Annotated in this window: 4 protein-coding genes; all 4 read left to right on the top strand. The window is 37.4% G+C overall.

Annotation, left to right across the window (positions count from 1 at the left end):
* The coding region (locus HMPREF9073_RS16465) for an RHS repeat domain-containing protein (RefSeq protein WP_009414484.1) at positions 1-1,145 on the top strand (1,145 nt) is incomplete at its 5' end.
* A gap of 1 nt (position 1,146) precedes the next feature.
* Positions 1,147-1,581, top strand: a complete 435-nt coding sequence (locus HMPREF9073_RS15030) for a DUF5958 family protein (RefSeq protein ID WP_009414483.1) — start codon at positions 1,147-1,149, stop codon at positions 1,579-1,581.
* A complete protein-coding gene (locus HMPREF9073_RS15025) occupies positions 1,582-2,121 on the top strand; it encodes a hypothetical protein (protein WP_009414482.1) in 540 nt (179 codons plus the stop codon).
* A gap of 207 nt (positions 2,122-2,328) precedes the next feature.
* Positions 2,329-2,821 (top strand): RHS repeat domain-containing protein (locus HMPREF9073_RS16460; protein WP_304412087.1); only part of this gene is annotated, 493 nt, incomplete at its 3' end.

The raw sequence follows: 2,821 nt of genomic DNA, 5'->3' as shown, positions 1-2,821 counted from the left end.
AAGATGGAGCGGGAAAAGTGTTACAAGGTTTAACATTATTAGATAGAGGTTTTACAGGGCACGAACATTTACAAACGGTAGGCTTGATACATATGAACGGACGGTTGTACGACCCTGCCTTACACCGTTTCTTACAACCCGATAACTTTGTACAAGACCCATTCAACACTCAGAATTTTAATAGGTATGGCTATTGTTTGAATAATCCGTTGGTGTATGTGGATCAGGATGGGGAATGGGTATTTTTAGTAGCAGCTCTGATCGGAGCTTATATAGGAGGAGTGCAAGCTAATGGCACATACAATCCGTTTAAATGGAATTATAGCAATGCAGATACTTGGATGGGTATTACAGGAGGTGCTATTATAGGAGTAGCTTCTGCAGGAGTTGGAATTGCCGTAGGAGGAGCTGTTGCAGCCGAATTAGCTGCTGTTGGAATTTCAGGAGGAATTATGGGGGGAGCTATTGCTGGGGCCTCAGGAGGAATAGCCTCAGGATTTATTTCTGGAGGATTTATGAGTGGACTGCCTGGTGGTGATGGAGATTTTTTGGGAGGAGCAGGAAAAGGTGCTTTGTATGGTGGTATAGGAGGTGCTGTTATAGGAGGTGCTGGTGGAGGATTTGCTGCCTACAAGTCTGGAAATAATGTATGGACAGGCAATCCTATAAGACAATCTATTTCACCATTAGAGACTTCTTCGAAAGGAATTAAACCTTTAAGTATAGAACCTGAAAATTCAAAAATAGAACTTAGCTTAAAAAGTCAAATTCAACATTCTAATGTAATAGAGGGAGAAACGAAGCTTATCCCAGTCAAAACCTTAGAAAATGGTATTAAAACTATAAGGATAGAGACAAATACTAGTGTAAAATTGTCTAATGCTGAATTATTACGGATTCAAAATGCAGCAAATCGTATAGGAAGACCTATTACAGTTGTTGGGAGTAGAGCTGCTGGAAAAGCTGGGCCTTATTCTGATTGGGATTATGTAATAGAAAAGGGACTTAACAGTAAAGAATGGAGTAAAATTAAAAATTCTATTCCAGGAGCTAAATCTTTTATTGATAATACTCCGAGAAGAATAGATATTTTCGATGGTAATATAAATAGATCTAAACCTTATATAAAAATATATCCTAATTAAGATGATAAACACTGAAGAAATACGGCTAAACAAATATGCTCAAGGGCTTGTTGAAGAAAAAGAAATTACAACATACTTCTGTAAGTTCAACGTAGATCAGAAAAGAGAATATCTCAGAGAACTTTCCTCGCTTATAATACAATCAAAACCTGAAGAGGAAGATATTTCTAATTCTATTGTAAATAGTAAGTTACGAACAACTTTTACCCCTTGTGTATTATTGAGAAAAGGAGGAAAAGAATGCCATAACTTGATAAAGATAATTCACCTTCCTGAGGAGGAATTAGATAAAGTTCTTATCTTATTCTTGCATCTATTTAAAATTGCTTATCAAAGGCGCTATCTTAAAGAGAAAAACACTCCTTACAAGTGGTGGTATTGGGATATGTCCGACCCAGAGAGAATGAGAATGATAGAAAACGCCTGTAATTTATAAATGATGAATTGGAGAGATTGGTTTTCAGAAATAGAAAAAGACTTTGGATTTCATAAACCTATCAGCTGGACTGAAAAGATCAGCACAGTTGAGGAGTTTTTAGAACGCTATCCTAATGATATGCAGTTACGTATCAGGGCTCTCTACTTTTTGCATAACATCTTAGTAGAAGAGGAGTACCCGATACAGTCCACAGAGCCTATGAGCTACCTATTGCGAAAGTGGTTTACCGAAGCAAATCCTAAATTTGCAGTATCAGCCGAGTATCTTTTCTTTGTAGGAAAAAGGCTCTTCATTGCTGAGTGGTTCTTTGGACTAAATGACACTACTCAAGCAATAGTATTCCAAGAGAAAGCCCATATTTTAGAGCCTAAGAGAAAACTTTACAAATGGGCATACTATATGGCAATTGGGCAGGAATATCAAAATTTAGCAAAAGAAATTCTTAACAACACAGAAGAGATCAAATGGCTAAAGGAACGTGGATTCCCTGGTGAATATGTGTTAGAACAATTATATACATCAACAGAAATCAATTAACTCCGATACAGCAAGACATATTATTATTTTCGTAATAGTTAACTTAAGCTACTAATAGATTATGGATATAAAGACTATCTTTTTGAAAAATATTTTGTAACTTTGCATCGTGATTTAAGTACATATGAAATATTGAAAAATAAGTCCTGAGCAGTTGAGTGTATCACTATTTGTACAATGCTTTTGGCAGTCGTGCCCATAGCTTTTATGGCAATGCGGAAGGCCGAAAAAGAGAAACGTCCTATTCATAAGCATTACAGTGCCGATGGCAGTGTAGAAATCAAAGAGGATAAAACAAAAGGAAGTATTGACTTTCTATTTTACCTCGGTGGCGACCCGTATAGTGCTCCTGCGGTATACAATAGCAATGGTGAAGAAGGTAAATTATTATTCCTACATCGTGATCAGCTTGGTAGTATTGTAGCCATCACCGACCTTAACGGCAAGCTCATAGAGGCAAGGCATTTTGATGCCTGGGGCAAGGTGCTAAGCATCACTGACGGCAACGGCAACAAGTTAGAAAATTTATTGTTAGATCGCGGCTATACAGGGCACGAGCACCTCGCAAGTGTAGGCTTAATACATATGAACGGACGTCTCTACGACCCTGCTTTGCATAGGTTTCTAATGCCTGATAACTATATTCAAGACCCGTTTAATACTCAAAACTTTAACAGGTATGGATATTGTTTGAATAACC

It is taken from the genome of Capnocytophaga sp. oral taxon 326 str. F0382, assembly GCF_000318295.1.
Lineage (GTDB): Bacteria > Bacteroidota > Bacteroidia > Flavobacteriales > Flavobacteriaceae > Capnocytophaga > Capnocytophaga periodontitidis.
Note: the sequence above shows the minus strand (reverse complement) of the source record. Positions and strands in the feature narration are given on the sequence as shown.

Coding starts and splice junctions, on each gene's coding strand:
- HMPREF9073_RS15030 (WP_009414483.1), top strand. CDS start 1,147: ATGATAAACACTGAAGAAATACGGCTAAACAAATATGCTCAAGGGCTT.
- HMPREF9073_RS15025 (WP_009414482.1), top strand. CDS start 1,582: ATGATGAATTGGAGAGATTGGTTTTCAGAAATAGAAAAAGACTTTGGA.